A 21065-nucleotide genomic window follows, 5' to 3' on the forward strand; every position below is an offset into this window, starting at 1 on the left:
GCTACTTGCGCAGCTTGATTTGCTCGATGGCGTGCTCGTTGCCCTTGGTCAGGATCAGGTTGGCGCGCTCCCGGGTCGGCAGTATGTTCTCGACCAGATTGACGTAGTTGATCTCTTGCCAGATCCCCGAGGCGACGGCCACCGCCTCCCCATCGCTGAGCTGGGCATAGTGATGGAAGTAAGAGTTGGGGTCGGAGAAGGCGCCGCTGCGAAACTTGAGGAAACGCTCTATGTACCAGCTCTTGAGCAGGTCAGCCTCGGCGTCCACGTAGATGGAGAAGTCGACAAAATCCGACACGAAGACGCGATGGGGATCCAGAGGATAATCCATGCCGCTCTGCAGCACGTTGAGCCCTTCCAGGATCAGGATGTCCGGCTGTTCCACCACCTTCTTCTCGTCGGGCAGGATGTCGTAGATGAGGTGGGAGTAGACGGGGGCCTCGACCTTCTCGTGGCCGGCACGAACATTGGCCACAAACTCCACCAGATGGCGGATGTCGTAGGATTCGGGGAACCCCTTTCGGCGCATCAGGCCGCGGGCCTCCAACTCCTTCTTGGAATAGAGAAAACCATCCGTGGTGATGAGTTCGACCTTGGGGTGCTCCGGCCAACGCTCCAGCAGCGCCTGCAGGATACGCGCCGTGGTGCTTTTGCCGCCCGCCACGCTGCCGGCGATGCTGATGATGTAGGTGCCCTTGCCGCGGGACTGGCCGAGAAACTGCTCCAGCACCCGGCTGCGGCGCTGCTTGGCCTTGACGTAGAGATTGAGCAGGCGGGAGAGGGGCAGATAGATCTCTTCCACCTCCCGCAATGACACCTTCTCGTTGATCCCGCGCAAGGTCTGCAGATCGTGCTCGGTCAGGGTCAGGGGGACCGCATCGCGCAATAACGCCCATTGTTCGCGGGTGAATTGCAAATAGGGGTTATGCTCTGTCGTCATGGTGTCATCACTGTTTCTTGGGCAGGGCGACCATACACCAAGGGGTCGGGAGCGACAAGGGACCTGTCCGGCCGTGACGGAGAAGGAGCGTTTTTTTGCATAGATCCCGGCAATAATGCACATTTTGCAAGGCGCAATGGTTGCATCCCCAAAATCCTTACCATAAAATGCGCGACGCTTGGATGTCTGTCGCCTATTTGCCCAGCAAAAGCGATAAAAACAACGGGTGCAAGCAGAATTACCGTTGTGGCATTTGTGCAACTGGAGGGGTTCCCGAGCGGCCAAAGGGATCAGACTGTAAATCTGACGGCTCTGCCTTCGAAGGTTCGAATCCTTCTCCCTCCACCATATTTCTCTGCGGTTTGAGTTCTTTGGGTTAGAGAAATGCGGGCATCGTATAATGGCTATTACCTCAGCCTTCCAAGCTGATGATGCGGGTTCGATTCCCGCTGCCCGCTCCAAGATGCTGATATGGCTCAGGTAATTCTGAAAGCCACACCCTAGGGTGAGTTCGGCAATCGAACCAGCCTGTCAGCACCAGCCTCTCTACTCCCCCTGATTCAAATCCATCATATAAACTGTTCTGTGGTTAGCTTGCCACCGCGTACTCAGCGTTAGTTTAGAGGGACGATCATGTCTAAAGAAAAATTTGAGCGTAATAAACCGCACGTTAACGTGGGTACCATCGGCCACGTTGACCACGGTAAAACCACCCTGACCGCCGCCATCACCAACGTGCTGGCCAAGCACTTCGGTGGTAAAGCTTTCGCCTTCGACCAGATCGACAAGGCACCGGAAGAGCGTGAGCGTGGTATCACCATCAACACCTCCCACGTAGAATACGACACCGCTACCCGTCACTACGCTCACGTAGATTGCCCGGGTCACGCCGACTACGTTAAAAACATGATCACCGGTGCTGCCCAGATGGACGGCGCAATCCTGGTAGTAGCAGCGACTGACGGCCCGATGCCGCAGACTCGTGAGCACATCCTGCTGGGTCGTCAGGTAGGCGTTCCGTACATCATCGTGTTCATGAACAAGTGCGACATGGTAGATGACGAAGAGCTGCTGGAACTGGTCGAGATGGAAGTTCGCGAACTGCTGTCCGAGTACGACTTCCCGGGTGATGACCTGCCGGTAGTACGTGGTTCCGCACTGAAAGCGCTGGAAGGCGAAGCTCAGTGGGAAGAGAAGATCCTGGAACTGGCTGGCCACCTGGACACCTACATTCCGGAGCCGGAGCGTGCCATTGACCAGCCGTTCCTGATGCCGATCGAAGACGTCTTCTCCATCGCTGGCCGTGGTACCGTAGTTACCGGTCGTGTAGAGCGCGGTATCGTTAAAGTTGGTGAAGAAGTGGAAATCGTTGGTATCAAAGATACCACCAAGACCACCTGTACCGGCGTTGAAATGTTCCGCAAACTGCTGGACGAAGGTCGTGCTGGTGAGAACGTTGGCGCCCTGCTGCGTGGCGTGAAGCGTGAAGACGTAGAGCGTGGTCAGGTACTGGCCAAGCCGGGCACCATCAAGCCGCACACCAAGTTCGAATCTGAAGTGTACGTGCTGTCCAAGGAAGAAGGTGGTCGTCACACCCCGTTCTTCAAGGGCTACCGTCCGCAGTTCTACTTCCGTACTACCGACGTGACCGGTACCATCGAACTGCCGGAAGGCGTAGAGATGGTAATGCCGGGCGACAACATCAAGATGGTTGTTACCCTGATTGCCCCGATCGCGATGGACGACGGCCTGCGTTTCGCCATCCGTGAAGGTGGCCGTACCGTAGGTGCTGGTGTTGTAGCCAAAGTTATCGCTTAATCTTGGCTTACATAAATAAAGCAAAGCCCCTATAATAGGGGCTTTCTTATGCAGGGGCGTAGTTCGAATTGGTAGAACAGCGGTCTCCAAAACCGATGGTTGCGGGTTCGAGTCCTGCCGCCCCTGCCATATACCTCGTCTCGTACGGGGCTTTTGTGTCTTTGGTTACGTCAGATACAGGTGGGTTGTATGAGTGTTAGTTCTGAGGATCAGGGCGGAAGCAAGGATACCCTGCTTTGGGGCCTGGTTTTCATCATCCTGATCGCGGCAGTTGCTGGAAACTGGTGGGTCGGTAAGCATTTTAATGATGTGAACGTCGCCTTGCGTGCATTGGGTGTATTGGTCGCTATCGCAGCGGCAGGGGTACTTGCTCTGCGTACAGTGAAAGGAAAAGCAACACTGGCTTTTGCTCGCGAGTCTCGCCTGGAAGTCCGCAAGGTCGTATGGCCAACCCGTCAGGAAGCCATTCAGACAACCCTGATTGTGCTGGCGGTGACCGCCGTGATGGGGCTGCTGCTGTTCGTTCTGGACGGCGCCTTGGTCTGGTTGGTCAACCTGATTACCGGTGTGTAAGGATAAGCCATGACTGAACAACGTGAACAACGTATGAGATGGTATGTCGTGCAGGCGTTTTCCGGCTATGAAGGCCGGGTTGCCAAGTCCCTGCGTGAACATATCAAGATGCATGGCATGGAAGACATGTTCGGTGAAGTGCTTGTCCCGACCGAAGAAGTGGTCGAGATGCGTGCCGGCCAGAAGCGCAAGAGTGAGCGCAAGTTTTTCCCAGGCTATGTCCTGGTCCAGATGGTGATGGATGAGACCACATGGCACCTGGTACGCAATGTACCGCGCGTCATGGGCTTCATCGGCGGTACCTCCGACCGTCCGGCTCCGATCTCCGATAAAGAAGCGGATGCCATCCTCAACCGTCTGCAAGATGCCCACGACAAACCGCGTCCGAAAACCCTGTTTGAACCGGGTGAGATGGTCCGGGTTGCCGATGGTCCGTTCGCCGACTTCAACGGTACTGTTGAAGAGGTGGACTACGAGAAGAGCCGCGTGAAGGTCTCCGTTCTGATCTTTGGCCGCTCAACACCGGTAGAACTGGATTTTGGTCAGGTCGAAAAAGGCTGATTAATCTCTGTTCGTTTAACGGTTGTCAGGGGCAGCGATTATCTCTATAATTCGCTGCCCCTTTATTTGTTGGGGAGCCGTTTGCAGGAGCATGTCTCCGAGGCGCTAGAACCCATTTTTGAGGTATTTTTGTAATGGCTAAGAAAGTCACAGCTTATATCAAGCTGCAAGTTAAGGCTGGCAGTGCTAACCCCAGCCCTCCCGTTGGTCCTGCTCTGGGTCAGCACGGCGTGAACATCATGGAATTCTGTAAGGCGTTCAACGCCCGTACAGAAAAGCTGGAAAAAGGTTCTCCGACTCCGGTCGTGATCACCGTTTACAGCGACCGTTCCTTCACCTTCGAAACCAAGACTCCGCCCGCTTCCTTCCTGCTGAAGAAAGCCGCTGGTATCCAGTCTGGTTCTGCCAAGCCGAACAAAGACAAGGTTGGTAAGGTGACTGTTGCCCAGCTGCAAGAAATCGCCAAGACCAAAGAGCCGGATATGACTGGTGCCGATCTGGATGCAAAAGTACGTTGCATCGCCGGTTCCGCTCGTTCCATGGGCCTGGTAGTGGAGGAGTAAGACAATGGCTAAACTGTCCAAGCGTATGCGCGTTATTCGCGAAAAAGTTGACGGTACCAAAGAGTACTCCATCAACGAAGCCATTGCCCTGCTGAAAGAACTGGCTACCGCCAAGTTCGTTGAGAGCGTTGACGTTGCTGTCAACCTGGGTATCGATGCTCGTAAATCCGACCAGAACGTACGTGGTGCAACTGTACTGCCGCACGGTACTGGCCGTGACATCCGTGTCGCTGTATTCACCCAGGGTGCCAATGCCGAAGCCGCCAAGGCTGCCGGTGCTGAACTGGTTGGTATGGATGACCTGGCTGAGCTGGTCAAGAAAGGCGAGATGAACTTCGACGTCGTGATCGCATCCCCGGATGCCATGCGCGTTGTTGGTCAACTGGGCCAAATCCTGGGCCCGCGCGGCCTGATGCCGAACCCGAAGGTTGGTACCGTAACTCCGAACGTAGCCGAAGCCGTCAAGAACGCCAAGGCTGGTCAGGTTCGTTACCGTAACGACAAGAACGGTATCATTCACACCACCCTGGGCAAAGTTTCCTTCAACGAAGTTCAGTTGAAAGAGAACTTGGAAGCTCTGCTGGTTGCCTTGAAGAAGGCCAAGCCGTCCTCCGCCAAGGGTGTATTCATCAAGAAAGTCAGCATCTCCACCACCATGGGTGCCGGTGTTGCCGTAGACCAAGCTTCTCTGGAAGCTCAGGCCTAATTGATGGGTTTTACAAGGCGCAAAATTTAATCTATAATTTTGCGCCTTGATTGGTTGGGGGTTTCGACCTCCGTCCAAGACCGCAGGAGGCTGCAAAGCCTTAATGTTTCCTGCGTAGACGGTGCCGGAAACCCAGCGAGAAAGATTCTTTCTCTTCTGGAATCCTGCTACCGCATCGTTCCCCTCTGTTGTAAAGGTAGGGGGGATGTGTCAGTACTGGGTCAATAGACCCGGATTCAATCCAGGAGTTAAGCCAATGGCATTGGGACTCGAAGACAAAAAGGCAATTGTTGCTGAAGTCAACGAAGCTGCCAAAGGCGCTCTTTCTGCAGTTGTAGCCGATTCTCGCGGCGTCACTGTAGAGAAGATGACCGTCCTGCGTAAGACCGCTCGTGAAGCTGGTGTGTATATGCGCGTTGTGCGTAACACCCTGCTGCGTCGCGCGGTAGAAGGTACCGAATACGAGTGCCTGAACGACGCATTTACCGGTCCTACCTTGATTGCTTTCTCCAACGAACACCCGGGCGCTGCCGCTCGTCTGTTCAAAGAGTTTGCCAAAGCGAACCAAAAGTTCGAAATCAAGGCTGGCGCTTTTAACGGTGAGTTTATCGCCGCAGCACAAATTGATCGTCTGGCCACGCTGCCGACCTACGAAGAAGCAATTGCGAAGTTGATGGCTACCATGAAGGAAGCCTCTGCTGGCAAGCTGGTTCGTACTATCGCTGCTGTTCGCGACCAGAAACAAGCTGCTGCTTGATTCTCGCCTATCTAGGCTGTTTGAGTTTATTCAACATCAGGAATTTTTGTCATGTCTATCACTAAAGACCAAATCATCGAAGCCGTTGCTTCCATGTCCGTAATGGAAGTTGTTGAGCTGATCGAAGCTATGGAAGAGAAGTTCGGTGTTTCTGCCGCTGCTGCCGTAATGGCCGGCCCGGCTGCTGCTGAAGCAGTAGAAGAGAAGACCGAGTTCGACGTAGTTCTGACTGCTGCTGGCGCCAACAAAGTTGCCGTCATCAAGGCCGTTCGTGGCGCTACCGGTCTGGGCCTGAAAGAAGCCAAGGACCTGGTAGAAGCTGCTCCGACCAATCTGAAAGAAGCCGTGTCCAAGGACGAAGCTGAAGCTCTGAAGAAAGAGCTGGAAGCTGCCGGTGCTTCTGTTGAGATCAAATAATCTGCATTTATGTAGATTAGCCTGATAAAACAGGCTAAGGCTGGTGAATCTTTATTCACCAGCCTTTTTGCGCTGTAGACTGAGAGTATTTCACACCGTTCACGACTCTCGGTGCACCAGCAATCCGGACCGCCTCATCGTCCGGGCCAACACAAAACGGTGTTGAGACAGAGCTGTCCCGTGGGGACAGAGTGGGTCACTTATCAGCGAGCTGAGGAACCCTATGGTTTACTCTTATACCGAAAAAAAACGCATACGTAAGGACTTCGGTAAGCGAGACCAGGTACTGGACACGCCTTATCTGTTGTCCATTCAGCTGGACTCCTTCAAGCAGTTCATCGAGGCTGACCCGGAAGGTGAGTACGGCCTAGAAGCCGCCTTCCGTAGCGTTTTCCCGATCACCAGTTACTCCGGTAGTGCTGAGCTTCAGTATGTCAGCTATCGCCTGGGTGAGCCGGTATTTGACGTAAAAGAATGCCAGATCCGTGGAGTGACCTACTCCGCGCCGCTGCGTGTCAAGCTTCGTATGGTTCTGTACGACCGTGAAGCAGCTGCCGGCACCGTCAAAGATATCAAGGAACAAGAAGTCTACATGGGCGAAATTCCGCTCATGACCGAAAACGGCACCTTTGTCATCAATGGTACCGAGCGGGTCATCGTCTCCCAGCTGCACCGCAGCCCGGGCGTCTTCTTCGACCACGATAAAGGCAAAACACATTCATCCGGTAAGGTGCTCTATAACGCTCGCGTTATCCCCTACCGCGGCTCCTGGCTGGACTTCGAGTTCGATGCGAAAGACAACCTGTTTGTCCGTATCGACCGTCGTCGTAAACTGCCAGCCTCCATTATTCTGCGCGCCCTGGACTTCAGTTCCGAAGAAATCCTGGCCACCTTCTTCGAGACTATCGGTTTCGAAGTGAAAGATGGCAAGTTGATGATGGATCTGGTGCCCGAGCGCCTGCGTGGCGAGACCGCGACCTTCGACATCATTGCCAATGGCGCCGTGGTGGTCGAGACAGGTCGTCGCGTCACTGCCCGTCACATCCGCCAGCTGGAAAAAGACGGCATCACCCAGATCGAGGTGCCGGTAGAGTATGTTGTTGGCAAAGTTGCTGCCAAGAACTACGCACATCCGCAGACTGGTGAAATGGTTGTGACTGCCAACCAGGCCCTGAGCCTGGAAGCGGTTGCCAACCTGTCCCAAGCCGGCTTCAAGCACTTCGAGGTTCTGTTCACCAACGAACTGGACCACGGTGCTTACATGTCCGAGACCCTGCGTATCGACTCCAGCTCCAGCCGCCTGGAAGCCCTGGTCGAGATCTATCGCATGATGCGTCCGGGCGAGCCGCCCACTCGCGAAGCCGCAGAGCAGCTGTTCGAGAACCTGTTCTTCTCTTCCGAGCGTTACGACCTGTCTACCGTGGGTCGGATGAAGTTCAACCGCCGTCTGGGTCGTGAAGACGAGACCGGCGTTGGCGTGCTGACCAAGGACGACATCGTCGAGGTCATGAAGCGCCTGATCGACATCCGTAACGGCAATGACGAGGTGGACGATATCGACCACCTGGGTAACCGTCGTATCCGTTCTGTCGGTGAAATGGCCGAGAACCAGTTCCGTGTCGGTCTGGTCCGTGTCGAGCGTGCGGTGAAGGAGCGCCTGTCTCTGGGCGATCTGGACACCCTGATGCCGCAGGATCTGATCAACGCCAAGCCGATCTCCGCCGCGGTCAAAGAGTTCTTCGGTTCCAGCCAGCTGTCCCAGTTCATGGACCAGAACAACCCGCTGTCCGAAGTGACCCACAAGCGTCGTATCTCCGCGCTGGGCCCGGGCGGTCTGACCCGTGAGCGTGCCGGCTTCGAAGTTCGAGACGTACACCCGACCCACTACGGTCGTCTGTGCCCGATCGAAACGCCGGAAGGTCCGAACATCGGTCTGATCAACTCGCTGTCCGTCTACTCCCGCACCAACGAGTACGGTTTCCTCGAGACCCCGTACCGCAAGGTGATCGACGGTGTGATCACCGACGAAGTGGATTACCTGTCTGCGATTGAAGAAGGCAAGTACGTGATCGCACAGGCCAACGCCGCGACCACCGAAGATGGCCGTCTGAAAGATGAATTGATCCCGTGCCGTCACAAGGGTGAATCCACCTTTATGAACGCCGACCAGATCCAGTATATGGACGTGAGCCCGCAACAGATCGTCTCTGTGGCAGCGGCCCTGATCCCGTTCCTGGAACACGATGACGCGAACCGCGCATTGATGGGTTCAAACATGCAACGTCAGGCCGTACCGACCCTGCGCGCTGACAAGCCGCTGGTAGGTACCGGTATGGAACGCGCCGTGGCCGTTGACTCCGGTGTAACCGTAGTGGCCAAGCGTGGCGGCATGATCGACTACGTCGACGCCTCCCGTATCGTTATCAAGGTCAATGAAGATGAGTTGCTGCCAGGCGAAGCCGGCATCGACATCTACAACCTGACCAAATACACCCGTTCCAACCAGAACACCTGTATCAACCAGCGCCCCTGCGTGATGCTGGGTGAGCCGGTGATGGCCGGTGACGTGCTGGCTGACGGCCCGTCCACCGACCTGGGTGAACTGGCGCTGGGTCAGAACCTGCGCGTCGCGTTCATGCCGTGGAACGGTTACAACTTCGAAGACTCGATCCTGGTGAACGAGCGCGTGGTTCAGGAAGATCGCCTGACCACCATCCACATTCAGGAACTGGCCTGTATCTCCCGTGACACCAAGCTGGGTCCGGAAGAGATCACTGCCGACATCCCGAACGTGGGTGAAGCCGCTCTGTCCAAGCTGGACGAGTCCGGTATCGTCTACGTGGGTGCCGAAGTGAAGGGCGGCGACATCCTGGTCGGCAAGGTGACCCCGAAGGGCGAGACCCAGCTGACCCCGGAAGAGAAGCTGCTGCGTGCCATCTTCGGTGAGAAGGCGTCCGACGTGAAGGACTCCTCCCTGCGCGTACCGAACGGTGTATACGGTACCGTGGTTGACGTGCAAGTCTTTACCCGCGATGGCGTGGAAAAAGACAAGCGCGCCAAAGAAATCGAAGAGATGCAGCTGAAGGAAGCGAAGAAGGACTTGACCGAAGAGTTCAAGATCCTGGAAGACGGCATTTTCGGCCGCTCCCGCAACCTGCTGCTGGCCGCCGGTTACAGCGAAGATCGTCTGAACAAGCTCGAGCGTTCCAAGTGGTTTGAACTGGCCATCGAAGATGAAGCCAAGCAAATCGAACTGGAGCAGATCGCCGAACAGCACGTTGAGCTGAAGGCCGAGTTTGACAAGAAGTTCGAGAACAAGCGTCGCAAGATCATCCAGGGTGACGATCTGGCGCCGGGCGTGCTGAAAATCGTCAAGGTTTATCTGGCAGTCAAGCGTCGCATCCAGCCGGGTGACAAGATGGCGGGCCGTCACGGTAACAAGGGTGTTATCTCCAAGATCTGCCCGGTCGAGGACATGCCTCATGACGAATACGGCCGTCCGGTCGACATCGTACTGAACCCGCTGGGCGTACCGTCTCGTATGAACATCGGTCAGATCCTCGAAGTGCACCTGGGTCTTGCGGCCAAGGGCATCGGCGAGAAGATCGACCGCATGATCAAAGAGCAGCGCGAGCTGCACGAGATGCGCGAGTTCCTGCAGCAGGTCTATGACCTGGGCGAGAAGGACTCCCAGCAAGTGAACATCGCCGAGCTGTCCGACGACGACGTGCGTACCCTGGTGGGTAACCTGCGTAAGGGTCTGCCGGTCGCTACGCCGGTCTTTGATGGTGCCAAAGAGCGCGAAATCAAGGCCCTGCTGAAGCTGGCCGATCTGCCGGAATCCGGTCAGATCTCCCTGTTCGACGGTCGTACCGGTAACGCCTTCGAGCGTAAGGTCACCGTGGGTTACATGTACATGCTGAAGCTGAACCACCTGGTAGACGACAAGATGCATGCGCGTTCTACCGGTTCCTACAGCCTGGTTACCCAGCAGCCGCTGGGTGGTAAGGCGCAGTTCGGTGGTCAGCGGTTCGGTGAGATGGAAGTGTGGGCCCTGGAGGCTTACGGTGCGGCATATACCCTGCAGGAAATGCTGACCGTCAAGTCTGACGATGTGAACGGCCGTACCAAGATGTACAAGAACATCGTGGATGGCGACCACCGTATGGAGCCGGGCATGCCCGAATCCTTCAACGTACTGCTGAAGGAAATCCGCTCTCTGGGTATCAACATCGAGCTGGACGAAGAGTAAGAGCTCGCTCTTATTGTTCGAGAATTGACGTGGGCGCCCCGCTGTTTCGGCAGCAGGGGCGCCGAGGTTAGACTCCTGACAGGGGAAACACGTGAAAGACTTACTCAAGTTTTTGAAGGCTCAGACCAAGACCGAAGAGTTTGACAGTATCAAGATCGGTCTGGCCTCTCCTGACATGATCCGCTCCTGGTCATTCGGTGAGGTCAAAAAGCCTGAGACCATCAACTACCGGACTTTCAAGCCGGAGCGTGATGGTCTGTTCTGCGCCCGTATCTTCGGACCGGTGAAGGACTACGAGTGTCTGTGCGGCAAGTACAAGCGCCTGAAACACCGTGGTGTGATCTGTGAGAAGTGCGGCGTAGAAGTGACCCAGACCAAGGTCCGTCGTGAGCGTATGGGCCACATCGAGCTGGCCAGCCCGACTGCCCACATCTGGTTCCTGAAGTCCCTGCCGTCCCGTATCGGTCTGCTGCTGGACATGACCCTGCGTGACATCGAGCGCGTGCTGTATTTCGAATCCTATGTAGTGATCGAACCCGGCATGACCAACCTCGAGCGCAGCCAGATGCTGTCCGAAGAGAACTATCTGGACGCACTGGAAGAGTGGGGCGACGAATTCGACGCCAAGATGGGTGCCGAGGCCATTCTGGCCCTGCTGCGCGCCATCGATCTGGAAGGCGAAGTCAAAGCCATGCGTGAGGAGCTGGATCAGACCAACTCCGAGACCAAGCGCAAGAAGACCACCAAGCGTCTGAAGCTGATGGAAGCCTTCCTGCAATCCGGCAACAAGCCGGAGTGGATGATCATGACAGTGCTGCCCGTGCTGCCGCCGGACCTGCGTCCGCTGGTACCGCTGGACGGCGGCCGTTTCGCGACCTCCGATCTGAACGATCTGTACCGTCGCGTGATCAACCGTAACAACCGACTGAAGCGTCTGCTGGACCTGGCGGCTCCGGACATCATCGTGCGCAACGAAAAGCGCATGCTGCAAGAGTCCGTGGATGCCCTGCTGGACAACGGCCGTCGTGGCCGTGCCATCACCGGTTCCAACAAGCGCCCGCTGAAATCCCTGGCCGACATGATCAAGGGTAAGCAAGGTCGTTTCCGTCAGAACCTGCTGGGTAAGCGTGTCGACTACTCCGGTCGTTCCGTTATCACCGTAGGTCCAACTCTGCGTCTGCATCAGTGCGGTCTGCCGAAGAAGATGGCGCTGGAGCTGTTCAAGCCCTTCATCTATGGCAAGCTGGAATCCCGTGGCTTGGCGACTACCATCAAGGCCGCCAAGAAGATGGTGGAGCGCGAAGAAGCCGTCGTTTGGGACATCCTGGACGAAGTGATCCGCGAACACCCGGTCCTGCTGAACCGTGCACCGACCCTGCACCGTCTGGGTATCCAGGCGTTCGAGCCGACCCTGATCGAAGGCAAGGCCATCCAGCTGCACCCGCTCGTCTGTGCCGCCTATAACGCGGACTTCGACGGTGACCAGATGGCGGTCCACGTACCGCTGACCCTGGAAGCCCAGCTGGAAGCGCGCGCGCTGATGATGTCCACCAACAACATCCTGTCGCCCGCCTCCGGTGAGCCGATCATCGTTCCTTCCCAGGACGTGGTCTTGGGTCTGTACTACATGACCCGTGCCCGCATCAACGCGAAGGGCGAAGGCATGGTGCTGTCCGGTCCGAAAGAGGCCGAGAAGGTGTACCGCGCCGGCCTGGCCGACCTGCACGCACGCGTCAAGTGCCGCATCACCGAGTACGTGAAGAACGAAGCCGGTGAACTGGTTGCCAAGACCGAGATGAAGAACACCACCGTTGGTCGTGCGATCCTGAGCCTGATCCTGCCGAAAGGCATGGAGTACGCCCTGATCGACGAGCCGAAGGTACTGACTGCCGCCGAACAGGCCGATCTGGATGCCAACCCGCAGAACTGGATCAAGTGCGTCTCCAACAAGGCGCTGGGCAAGAAGCTGATCTCTCGTCTGCTGAACACCTGCTACCGCAAGCAGGGCCTGAAGGACACCGTCATCTTCGCTGACCAGCTGATGTATACCGGTTTCCACTACGCGGCCCTGTCCGGTGCGTCCGTTGGTATCGATGACATGGTCATCCCGGATGCCAAGAAGGACATCATCGCCGCAGCCGAAGCCGAAGTTGCCGAGATCCAGGACCAGTTCCTGTCCGGTCTGGTGACCGCGGGCGAACGCTACAACAAGGTTATCGATATCTGGGCCAGCGCAAACGATCGCGTCTCCAAGGCCATGATGGATAACCTTTCCAAGGAGCGTAACGTCAACTCCCTGGGCGATGAGGAAGAGCAGGCCTCCTTCAACAGCATCTTCATGATGGCCGACTCCGGTGCGCGGGGTTCCGCCGCCCAGATCCGTCAGCTGGCCGGTATGCGTGGCCTGATGGCGAAGCCGGATGGCTCCATCATCGAAACGCCGATCGTGGCGAACTTCCGTGAAGGTCTGAACGTACTGCAGTACTTCATCTCCACTCACGGTGCTCGTAAAGGTCTGGCGGATACCGCACTGAAGACTGCGAACTCCGGTTACCTGACCCGTCGTCTGGTTGACGTGGCCCAGGACATGGTGATCACCGAGGACGATTGCGGCACTACCGACGGTCTGTGGATGACTCCGCTGATCGAGGGTGGCGACGTGGTCGAGCCGCTGCGTGAGCGTGTGCTGGGTCGTGTGGTGGCTGAAGACGTCATCAAGCCGGGTACCGAGGATGAAGTGCTGGTAGCGCGCAACACCCTGCTCGACGAGCAGCTGTGTGACCTGCTGGAGCGCAACTCCGTCGACCGCGTGAAGGTACGTTCTGCCATCACCTGTGAGACCGACTTCGGTAACTGTGCTCACTGCTACGGCCGTGATCTGGCCCGTGGTCACCTGGTTAACAAGGGTGAGGCTGTCGGTGTTATCGCCGCCCAGTCCATCGGTGAGCCGGGTACCCAGCTGACGATGCGTACCTTCCACATCGGTGGTGCCGCATCCCGAGCGGCTGCCGAGAGCAGCATCCAGGTCAAGAACACCGGTAGCATCAAGCTGCAGAACGCCAAGTTCGTTCTGAACAACTCTGACAAGCTGGTTATCACCTCTCGTTCTACCGAGCTGACCATCATGGACGAGATGGGCCGTACCAAGGAAAGCCACAAGCTGCCTTACGGTTCCGTCCTGGAAGTGAAGGATGGCGAGGCCGTGAACGCCGGTGATACCGTCGCGAACTGGGACCCGCACACCCACCCGATCATCACCGAAGTAGCGGGTCGCCTGCACTTCGAACACATGATCGATGGTGTGACCATCACTCGTCAGACCGACGAGCTGACCGGTCTCTCTTCCATCGTCGTGCTGGACGTCAACGAGCGTCCGAGCGCCGGTAAAGAGATGCGTCCGACCGTGAAACTGGTCGACCTGAACGGCAAGGACGTGATGATCCCGGGTACCGACGTGCCCGCCCAGTACTTCCTGCCGGGCAAGGCGATCGTGAACCTGGAAGATGGTGCCAACGTGGGCGTGGGTGACGCGGTTGCGCGTATCCCGCAGGAGTCCAGCGGTACCAAGGACATCACCGGTGGTCTGCCGCGCGTTGCGGATCTGTTCGAAGCACGTCAGCCGAAAGAGCCGGCCATCCTGGCCGAGATCTCCGGCACCATCTCCTTCGGGAAAGAGACCAAGGGCAAGCGCCGTCTGGTCATCACCCCGACCGACGGTGGCGAGATCTACGAAGAGATGATTCCGAAGTGGCGTCACCTCAACGTGTTCGAAGGTGAAAAAGTTGAGAAGGGTGAAGTACTGGCGGACGGTCCCGAGTCTGCACACGACATCCTGCGTCTGCGCGGTATCAGCCCGGTCGCCAACTACATCGCCAACGAAGTGCAGGACGTTTACCGTCTGCAAGGCGTTAAGATCAACGACAAGCACATCGAAGTCATCGTTCGTCAGATGCTGCGCAAGTGCGAGATCCTGAGCGCCGGCGACACCGACCTTATCGAAGGCGAGCAGGTTGAAGTGGCTCGCGTGAAGATTGCCAACCGTAAACTGGTTGCCGAAGGCAAGACCCCAGCTACCTACCGTCATATCCTGATGGGGATTACCAAGGCATCTTTGAGCACCGAGTCCTTCATCTCCGCGGCTTCCTTCCAGGAAACCACCCGCGTGCTGACCGAAGCTGCCGTTGGCGGCAAGCGCGACGAGCTACGTGGCCTGAAAGAGAACGTGATCGTGGGTCGTCTGATCCCGGCTGGTACCGGCTTTGCCTACCACCACAGCCGGATCAACCAGCGTGCCGCCGCAGCCCGTGCTGTAGGCGTACCGCAGGTGACTGCCGATGAGGCTCAGCAAAACCTGGCAGATCTGCTGAACGCAGCTGACGGTTTTGACGAAGAGTAATCTTCCGCTGCCGTGATTGAAAAGGGCCCCTTCTAGGGGCCCTTTTTTCGTTCTGCGCCCGGCCGCCAGCCTGCACCGGGCTGGGGCAGGGGATGATCCAGTGCAAGGTTATAGAGCAAAAAATCAAAAAAAGTTGACATTGCCCCCCCGCAATTGAAAACTCGGGAAAGTTGAATGGGTATTACAGGGGTAGAACATGGCTGTCGGTATCGAGGAAGTACTGCTTCCCGAAGAGCAACTGAGCGGTCGCGCTTTTACAGACGAAGACAGGGAATTGTTGCGTTCATATGGGGGCCTCATCGAAGGCCTTGCCGATCTGTTCGGCAAGCACTGCGAGGTGGTGCTCCACTCCCTGGAAAATCTGCATGAGTCCGTGATCCAAATCGCGAATGGTTTCAATACGGGTCGTACGCTGGGGGCGCCGATCACCGATCTGGCTCTGCGCATGCTCAAGGACATCGAGAGCACGGGCCAGGATCACACCCAGAGTTATTTTGCCCGCAGCAGGACCGGCGCTCTGATGAAGTCGAGCACCATCGCCATTCGTAATCGCGACAAACAGGTGATTGGCCTTATCTGCATCAACCTGCACATCAATGCGCCTTTCCACGAGTTCGTGGCCGAGTTCTTCCCGACCCCACAGCAGGTCGAGCGCCAGTCGCCAGAGACCTTTGCCAACAGCGTCGAGGAGCTGGTCGCCCAGACGGTGGACAACACCATCGACGAGATCAATCGCGATCCCTCCGTGGCCAACAACGCCAAGAACCGTTTTATCGTGACCCAGTTGTTCGAGAAGGGCATATTTGATATCAAGGACTCGATCAACCTGGTCGCCGACAAGCTGAATATTTCCAAACATACCGTGTATCTCTACATCCGACAGCGCAAGCAGGGTGAAGAAGAGAGCGAGTAAGCGCCATAGATAGGGGATAGATAACAATGGCTAAAGAAGTGATTGCAACCGACAAGGCGCCTGCCGCAATTGGCCCTTATGTTCAGGGAACCAAGCTGGGTGAGCTGGTCTTCACCTCGGGGCAGATCCCGCTCGATCCGGCCACCATGGACATCGTCGCCGGTGGCATCGAAGCTCAGGCCGAACAGGTGATGAAGAACCTGGTTGCCGTCTTGAAGGCCGCAGGGGCGGACACCAGCAAGGTGCTCAAGACCACCTGCTTCCTCAGCGACATGAACAACTTCGTGGCCTTCAACCAGGTGTATGCCCGCTACTTCGGCGAGTCCGCCCCGGCACGCTCCTGTGTGGAGGTCGCGCGTCTGCCCAAGGATGTCCTGGTCGAAGTTGAAGCCATCGCTTACGTCTAAGGCGCAGCCATTGGTACAAGCCCCTCCCAGGAGGGGCTTTTTCGTCTGTGAGGTAAAATGAATGCAGATCTGTGCAGGAGTCCGGATATGAGTCTGAGCTTTGCCCTGCTGGTCACTGGGCCCGCCTATGGCACTCAGACGGCCAGCACCGCCTACCGCTTTGCCCTGAGCCTGATCGAGCAGGGTCACCGTTTGTCCCACCTGTTTTTCTATCAGGATGGTGTGCATAACGGCAGTGGCTTGCATGCCCCGGCCAGCGATGAGACCGATCTGGTGTCGCTGTGGCGCGATCTGGCCGTGGCTCAGGGGATTGCAATCGATGTCTGTGTCGCCGCGGCTATGCGGCGCGGGGTGCTCGATGAGACGGAGTCGAAGAGTGCAGGGAAAGCCCAGTTCAACCTGCAGGCACCGTTTCGTCTGAGCGGTCTGGGTCAGCTGGCAGAAGCCAGTCTGACCGCCGATCGCTTCGTCCAGTTCTAGGGGTGTGAGATGAGCAAGATTGCCTTTATATGCCGTCGTGGCCCCCACGGCACGGCGAGTGGTCGGGAAGGGCTGGATGCCTTGCTGGCAACGTCGGCCCTGACGGAATCCCTGGCCCTGTTCCTGTTGGAAGACGGTGTCTTGCAGCTGGTCAGGGAGCAGTCGCCACAGGGGATATTGCAGCGTCACTATGCCCCGACCTTCAAGATGCTGGAACTGTATGACATCGAAGAGGTCTATGTCTGTGCGGCGTCGTTGGCCGAACGCGGACTGACCGAGGCGGATCTGCTGATCCCCGTGACCGTGTTGTCTCCCGCGCAGATCCGACGCGCCTGGGATGACTGCACCACACACATCGGCTTCTGAGGTGCCCATGATACAGATGGTGTTGAATTCCCCCTTCCTGACCCAGGATCTCGAGCAGGCGCTGCGTTATCGTCGGGAAGAGGACTTGTTGGTGCTGATGCAGGACGCCGTGGTGGCCACGGTCGCCCCAGCGTGGTGTGAGCGTTTGGCGGGCATTCCACTCTACGTCATACAGGAAGACCTGCAGGCGAGGGGATTGTCATCCGGGATCGGGATGGAGCTCGATATGCCCGGCCTGATCAGGTTGATCGCCGAGCATGGATCGCCGCAGACCTGGGCCAGCTAGTTTGTGTTTTCACGTTATAACTCAGGTGCTTAGCATAATGGTGACGGACTGTCATTTGCCATTTTGGTGCACAAATTGTATAAATCTTGACTCCCCAGACAACAGGGCATAAAATTTCGCGTCCCCGTATCTGCGGGGAGGATTTTTCACACGTTTATGAAGTCATTATCAGGAGCCTTTTGATGGCAACTATTAACCAGTTGGTTCGCAAGCCACGCACCAAGCTCGTTGTGAAAAGCAACGTGCCGGCGTTGGAAGCGTGCCCTCAGAAGCGTGGCGTATGCACCCGTGTATACACCACCACCCCGAAGAAGCCTAACTCTGCACTGCGTAAAGTATGCCGTGTACGTCTGACCAACGGCTTCGAAGTCACCTCCTACATCGGCGGTGAAGGTCACAACCTGCAAGAGCACTCTGTTGTTCTGATCCGTGGCGGTCGTGTAAAAGACTTGCCAGGTGTTCGTTATCACACTGTTCGTGGTGCGTTGGACTGTGCCGGTGTTAAAGACCGTAAGCAGGCTCGCTCCAAGTACGGCGTGAAGCGTCCGAAAGCTTAATGGTTCTCCGTTAAGTAAGGCCAAACGTTAATTCGTTTCTAGTTAGATAACTTTCTAGTTTTGGGTAACCCCTGAAGTTACGGAGAATTTGAAATGCCAAGACGTCGTGTTGTTGGTCAGCGTAAAATCCTGCCGGATCCCAAGTTCGGATCTGAGCTGCTGGCTAAATTTGTCAACGTAGTAATGGTTGACGGTAAGAAATCTGTTGCAGAAGCCATCGTATATGGCGCCCTGGACATCATTGCCACCAAATCTGGCAAAGAGCACCTGGCCCTGTTCGAAGTCGCTCTGGACAACATTCGTCCGGCGGTCGAGGTTAAATCTCGTCGCGTCGGTGGTGCAACCTATCAGGTGCCGGTAGAAGTTCGTCCGGTACGTCGCAATGCCCTGGCAATGCGCTGGTTGGTTGATGCCGCTCGTAAACGTGGTGAAAAATCAATGGCTCAGCGTTTGGCTGGCGAGCTGCTGGATGCCGCTGAGAATAAGGGTTCGTCTGTCAAGAAACGTGAAGACGTTCACCGTATGGCTGAAGCGAACAAGGCCTTCGCTCACTTCCGCTGGTAATCCGCTTGCGCAGGGTCTTTTGGCTCTGCGCACCTTTAATTATCTGGGGACAAGTGCCCTAGTAAGAGGATGACAATGGCTCGTACAACCCCCATTGAGCGTTATCGTAATATCGGTATCTCCGCTCACATCGACGCCGGTAAGACTACTACTACCGAGCGCGTTCTGTTTTACACCGGTGTAAGTCACAAGATCGGTGAAGTTCACGATGGCGCCGCCACCATGGACTGGATGGAACAGGAACAAGAGCGTGGTATCACCATCACCTCCGCCGCGACCACCGCTTTCTGGTCCGGTATGGGTAAACAGTTCCAACCGCACCGTATCAACATCATCGATACCCCGGGCCACGTTGACTTTACTATCGAAGTAGAGCGTTCCATGCGTGTTCTGGATGGCGCCGTGATGGTGTACTGTGCCGTAGGTGGCGTACAGCCCCAGTCTGAAACCGTATGGCGTCAGGCTAACAAGTACAAGGTTCCCCGTATCGCGTTCGTCAACAAGATGGACCGTACCGGTGCCAACTTCCTGCGCTGCGTTGAGCACATCAAGACCCGTCTGAAAGGCAACCCGGTTCCGCTGCAACTGAACATCGGTTCAGAAGAGAACTTCAAGGGCGTTATCGACCTGGTCAAGATGAAAGCCATCAACTGGAGCGAAGCTGACCAAGGCGTTTCCTTCGACTACGAAGATGTGCCGGCCGAGCTGCTGGAACAAGCGCAAGAAATGCGCATGAACCTGGTTGAAGCCGCTGCTGAAGCGTCTGAAGACCTGATGGAAAAATACCTGGGTGGTGAAGAACTGACTGAAGAAGAGATCAAGAAGGCTCTTCGTCAGCGTGTTCTGAACAACGAAATCATCCTGGTTACCTGTGGCTCCGCGTTCAAGAACAAGGGCGTACAGGCCATGCTGGATGCCGTGGTCGAGTACCTGCCGGCTCCGACCGACGTTGCTGCTATCGACGGTTTGAAGCTGGACGGCGAGACCAAGGACGAGCGGCACGCTTCCGATGACGAGCCGTTCTCTGCTCTGGCGTTCAAGATTGCTACCGACCCGTTCGTAGGCAACCTGACCTTCTTCCGCGTTTACTCCGGTGTGGTTAACTCCGGTGACTCCGTGCTGAACTCCGTTAAAGAGAAGCGCGAGCGTTTTGGCCGTATCGTTCAGATGCACGCCAACAAGCGTGAAGAGATCAAAGAAGTTCGCGCAGGCGACATCGCTGCTGCCATCGGCCTGAAGGACGTCACCACCGGTGACACCCTGTGTGACGAAAACGCACCGATCATCCTGGAGCGTATGGAATTCCCGGAGCCGGTAATCTCCATCGCCGTTGAGCCGAAATCCAAGGCTGACCAGGAGAAGATGGGTCTGGCTCTGGGCCGTCTGGCTCAGGAAGATCCGTCCTTCCGCGTATGGACCGACGAAGAATCTGGCCAAACCATCATCGCCGGTATGGGTGAGCTGCACTTGGACATCATCGTTGACCGTATGCGTCGCGAGTTCAAGGTAGAAGCCAACGTAGGTAAGCCGCAGGTTGCCTACCGTGAAACCATCCGCAACACCGTCAAGGACATCGAAGGCAAGCATGCCAAGCAGTCCGGTGGTCGTGGTCAGTACGGTCACGTCGTTATCGACATGTACCCGCTGGAAGAAGGCAAAGCCTACGAATTCGTCAACGACATCAAGGGTGGCGTCATTCCGGGTGAATTCATCCCGGGTGTTGACAAGGGTATCCGCGAGCAGCTGAAGTCCGGCCCGCTGGCAGGTTATCCGGTAATGGATCTGGGTGTGCGTCTGCACTTCGGTTCCTACCACGATGTCGACTCTTCCGAACTGGCGTTCAAGATCGCTGCTTCTCTGGCGTTCAAGGCTGGCTTCATGAAGGCCAACCCGGTACTGCTCGAGCCGATCATGAAGGTCGAAGTCGAGACTCCGGAAGACTACATGGGCGACGTGATCGGTGACCTGAACCGTCGTCGCGGCCTGATCGAAGGCATGGAAGATGGCCCGTCCGGCAAGATCGTACGTGCTCTGGTGCCGCTGGCCGAAATGTTCGGTTACGCGACCTCCCTGCGTTCTGCTACCCAGGGTCGTGCTTCCTACGCCATGGAATTCGCCAAGTATCACGATGCCCCGACCAACGTCGCCCAGGCCGTGATCGAAGAGCGCAAATCCAAGTAATTTAAGATTCCCCGCCTACGACGGTAGGCGGGTTTAACCTAGAAGGACTACGTCGTGTCTAAAGAAAAATTTGAGCGTAATAAACCGCACGTAAACGTCGGCACCATCGGCCACGTTGACCACGGTAAAACCACCCTGACCGCCGCCATCACCAACGTGCTGGCCAAGCACTTCGGTGGTAAAGCTTTCGCCTTCGACCAGATCGACAAGGCACCGGAAGAGCGTGAGCGTGGTATCACCATCAACACCTCCCACGTAGAATACGACACCGCTACCCGCCACTACGCTCACGTAGATTGCCCGGGTCACGCCGACTACGTTAAAAACA

Annotated in this window: 19 protein-coding genes and 3 tRNA genes (1 of these 22 cut by a window edge); 21 read left to right on the plus strand and 1 reads right to left on the minus strand. The window is 56.6% G+C overall.

Going from position 1 to position 21065, the window contains the following annotated elements:
• Position 1 precedes the first annotated feature (1 nt).
• A complete protein-coding gene (gene coaA / locus I6L45_RS07740) occupies positions 2-940 on the minus strand; it encodes a type I pantothenate kinase (protein ID WP_216983882.1) in 939 nt (312 codons plus the stop codon).
• Between the two features lie 263 nt (positions 941-1203).
• On the opposite strand from coaA, the gene I6L45_RS07745 reads away from it, so the two are divergent.
• The 21 genes from I6L45_RS07745 to tuf (I6L45_RS07845) all read left to right on the plus strand — a co-directional run.
• A tRNA-Tyr gene (locus I6L45_RS07745) sits at positions 1204-1288 on the plus strand.
• A gap of 38 nt (positions 1289-1326) precedes the next feature.
• Positions 1327-1401: transfer RNA gene (locus tag I6L45_RS07750), tRNA-Gly, on the plus strand.
• A gap of 172 nt (positions 1402-1573) precedes the next feature.
• Entirely contained in the window at positions 1574-2758 is a 1185-nt protein-coding gene (tuf, locus tag I6L45_RS07755) for an elongation factor Tu (RefSeq protein ID WP_005306325.1), read from the plus strand.
• A gap of 52 nt (positions 2759-2810) precedes the next feature.
• Positions 2811-2887: transfer RNA gene (locus I6L45_RS07760), tRNA-Trp, on the plus strand.
• A gap of 60 nt (positions 2888-2947) precedes the next feature.
• A complete protein-coding gene (gene secE, locus I6L45_RS07765) occupies positions 2948-3331 on the plus strand; it encodes a preprotein translocase subunit SecE (protein ID WP_043762496.1) in 384 nt (127 codons plus the stop codon).
• A gap of 9 nt (positions 3332-3340) precedes the next feature.
• A complete protein-coding gene (gene nusG / locus I6L45_RS07770) occupies positions 3341-3892 on the plus strand; it encodes a transcription termination/antitermination protein NusG (protein ID WP_042013387.1) in 552 nt (183 codons plus the stop codon).
• A 134-nt stretch (positions 3893-4026) separates the two neighbouring features.
• Positions 4027-4455 (plus strand): 50S ribosomal protein L11, encoded by a 429-nt coding sequence (gene rplK / locus I6L45_RS07775; protein ID WP_005306313.1) that lies wholly within the window; start codon positions 4027-4029, stop codon positions 4453-4455.
• A gap of 4 nt (positions 4456-4459) precedes the next feature.
• Positions 4460-5161, plus strand: a complete 702-nt coding sequence (gene rplA / locus I6L45_RS07780) for a 50S ribosomal protein L1 (RefSeq protein WP_010675958.1) — start codon at positions 4460-4462, stop codon at positions 5159-5161.
• Between the two features lie 256 nt (positions 5162-5417).
• Positions 5418-5918 (plus strand): 50S ribosomal protein L10, encoded by a 501-nt coding sequence (gene rplJ / locus I6L45_RS07785; protein WP_042016252.1) that lies wholly within the window; start codon positions 5418-5420, stop codon positions 5916-5918.
• Between the two features lie 51 nt (positions 5919-5969).
• Positions 5970-6335: a 50S ribosomal protein L7/L12 gene (gene rplL / locus I6L45_RS07790; protein WP_010675957.1), complete on the plus strand. Its 366-nt coding sequence runs from the start codon at positions 5970-5972 to the stop codon at positions 6333-6335.
• Between the two features lie 223 nt (positions 6336-6558).
• Positions 6559-10587 (plus strand): DNA-directed RNA polymerase subunit beta, encoded by a 4029-nt coding sequence (rpoB, locus tag I6L45_RS07795; RefSeq protein WP_043808756.1) that lies wholly within the window; start codon positions 6559-6561, stop codon positions 10585-10587.
• Between the two features lie 91 nt (positions 10588-10678).
• Entirely contained in the window at positions 10679-14983 is a 4305-nt protein-coding gene (gene rpoC / locus I6L45_RS07800; RefSeq protein WP_043762502.1) for a DNA-directed RNA polymerase subunit beta', read from the plus strand.
• A 196-nt stretch (positions 14984-15179) separates the two neighbouring features.
• Positions 15180-15896 carry a transcriptional regulator gene (locus I6L45_RS07805; RefSeq protein ID WP_010675954.1) on the plus strand — a complete coding sequence of 239 codons (717 nt, stop codon included), beginning with the start codon at positions 15180-15182 and terminating at the stop codon, positions 15894-15896.
• Positions 15897-15922: 26 nt separating this feature from the next.
• On the plus strand, positions 15923-16303 hold the full coding sequence (locus I6L45_RS07810; RefSeq protein ID WP_043762506.1) for a RidA family protein: 381 nt from the start codon (positions 15923-15925) through the stop codon (positions 16301-16303).
• Positions 16304-16390: 87 nt separating this feature from the next.
• Positions 16391-16783, plus strand: a complete 393-nt coding sequence (tusD, locus tag I6L45_RS07815; protein WP_216983883.1) for a sulfurtransferase complex subunit TusD — start codon at positions 16391-16393, stop codon at positions 16781-16783.
• A gap of 9 nt (positions 16784-16792) precedes the next feature.
• A complete protein-coding gene (gene tusC / locus I6L45_RS07820; protein WP_134694310.1) occupies positions 16793-17149 on the plus strand; it encodes a sulfurtransferase complex subunit TusC in 357 nt (118 codons plus the stop codon).
• A 7-nt stretch (positions 17150-17156) separates the two neighbouring features.
• Positions 17157-17435: a sulfurtransferase complex subunit TusB gene (gene tusB / locus I6L45_RS07825; RefSeq protein ID WP_216983884.1), complete on the plus strand. Its 279-nt coding sequence runs from the start codon at positions 17157-17159 to the stop codon at positions 17433-17435.
• Positions 17436-17617: 182 nt separating this feature from the next.
• On the plus strand, positions 17618-17992 hold the full coding sequence (rpsL, locus tag I6L45_RS07830) for a 30S ribosomal protein S12 (RefSeq protein ID WP_026456685.1): 375 nt from the start codon (positions 17618-17620) through the stop codon (positions 17990-17992).
• A gap of 93 nt (positions 17993-18085) precedes the next feature.
• Positions 18086-18556, plus strand: a complete 471-nt coding sequence (gene rpsG, locus I6L45_RS07835) for a 30S ribosomal protein S7 (RefSeq protein WP_042074449.1) — start codon at positions 18086-18088, stop codon at positions 18554-18556.
• A 75-nt stretch (positions 18557-18631) separates the two neighbouring features.
• On the plus strand, positions 18632-20737 hold the full coding sequence (fusA, locus tag I6L45_RS07840; protein WP_043762518.1) for an elongation factor G: 2106 nt from the start codon (positions 18632-18634) through the stop codon (positions 20735-20737).
• Between the two features lie 54 nt (positions 20738-20791).
• A protein-coding gene (tuf, locus tag I6L45_RS07845) for an elongation factor Tu (RefSeq protein ID WP_005306325.1) crosses the window boundary here: on the plus strand, positions 20792-21065 show its beginning. 911 nt of this gene lie beyond the right edge of the window; the window shows 274 of its 1185 coding nt (coding positions 1-274); it begins with the start codon at positions 20792-20794; its stop codon lies beyond the right edge, outside the window.

It is taken from the genome of Aeromonas sp. FDAARGOS 1415, from assembly GCF_019048365.1.
Lineage (GTDB): Bacteria > Pseudomonadota > Gammaproteobacteria > Enterobacterales > Aeromonadaceae > Aeromonas > Aeromonas taiwanensis.